The organism is Streptomyces milbemycinicus, from assembly GCF_002154605.1.
Lineage (GTDB): Bacteria > Actinomycetota > Actinomycetes > Streptomycetales > Streptomycetaceae > Streptomyces > Streptomyces milbemycinicus.
On the sequence record NZ_MUNE01001077.1, the window covers coordinates 1 to 1348 of the forward strand.

Below are 1348 nucleotides of genomic sequence, written 5' to 3' on the forward strand. Positions count from 1 at the left end.
GCGCAGTACCCGGGCCCGGGTCGACTCGGCGACCGGGTAGTTGCCGCTCAGGACGCGCGACACGGTGGCCGCCGAGACCCGCGCCCGTGCGGCCACATCGGCCAGGGTCACTGCCATGATTCCTCCGTTGGATGGTCACCTGGTGGTGCGCCGCGTGCGCCCCTTCGCGCACGCCCATGCTCTCACTGGTCAGGGTGGGTGCCGGAGAGGGATGTCCGGGCGCATCGCCCATGAAGAGACACCACCCGCGCACCCGCGAGAACCACTGCTGGCGCACCCGCGAGAAGCACCACCCGCGCACCCGCTCCTCCCTCCCCGTTCCCCTCCCGTTCGAAAGTTTCAGCAGGGGCCCGATTGTGCTCTCCAAGGTCTTGTCCGGTCATCCGGACCATGTCTAGGGTCCTCCCCAGCAAGCGCTTTCCCTTGGCGAGGAGCCCTGTTCATGGCCGCAGCCACCACCCGTATCCGTGCCGCAGTCGTCGGCACCGGAGGCATTGTCTCCGGCAGCCATCTGCCCGCGCTCCGCGCGCAGGCCGACCGCGTCGACCTCGTCGCGGGGGTCGACGTGGACGAGGGCCGCCTGGCGGCCTTCCGCACCCAGGCCGCCGAGCCCGGCGAGACCGGCCCCGGATTCACCGTGACCGGCTACACCGACCTGGCCGCCATGCTGGAGGCCGAGCGCCCCGACCTGGTCCTCATCGGCACCCCGCCCTCCCTCCACCGCGAGCAGACCGTGGCGGCCCTGCGCGCCGGGGCCTGGGTGCTGTGCGAGAAGCCGCTGTGCCTCACGCTCGCCGAGTACGACGAGATCGCGGCGGCGGAGGCGGCAGAGAAGCCCGACGGCGGCCCGTACGCGTCCGTGGTCTTCCAGCACCGCTACGGCTCGGGCGCCGTCCACGCCCGCGAGCTGCTGACCAGCGGTGAGCTGGGCAAGCCGCTGGTCGCCCACTGCCAGACCACCTGGTACCGCAACACCGAGTACTACGCGGTGCCCTGGCGCGGCCGCTGGGACAGTGAGGGCGGCGGCCCCTCGATGGGCCACGGCATCCACCAGATGGACCTGCTGCTGTACCTGCTCGGCGACTGGACCGAGATACGGGCCATGGCCGGGCGGCTGGTCCACGACGTGGAGAGCGAGGACGTCTCCACCGCGCTGGTCCGCTTCGCGAACGGCGCCGTGGCCACCGTCGTCAACAGCGTGGTGTCGCCGGACGAGGTCAGCCGGATCCGTATCGACTGCGCCGACGCCACCGTCGAACTCACCCACCTGTACGGGCACACCAACGACGACTGGGTCTACACCCCCGCCCCGCACACCCGCGACGCCGCCGACCGCATCGCCCACTGG

General features: G+C 71.7%; 2 protein-coding genes. One reads left to right on the plus strand and one right to left on the minus strand.

Annotated elements, in window-relative coordinates; genetic code table 11:
• On the minus strand, positions 1-117 hold a 117-nt coding region (locus CCN51_RS51130; RefSeq protein WP_143676217.1), incomplete at its 3' end, for a LacI family DNA-binding transcriptional regulator.
• A gap of 325 nt (positions 118-442) precedes the next feature.
• On the opposite strand from CCN51_RS51130, the gene CCN51_RS51135 reads away from it, so the two are divergent.
• A partial coding sequence (locus CCN51_RS51135; protein ID WP_086861218.1) for a Gfo/Idh/MocA family protein occupies positions 443-1348 on the plus strand: 906 nt, incomplete at its 3' end.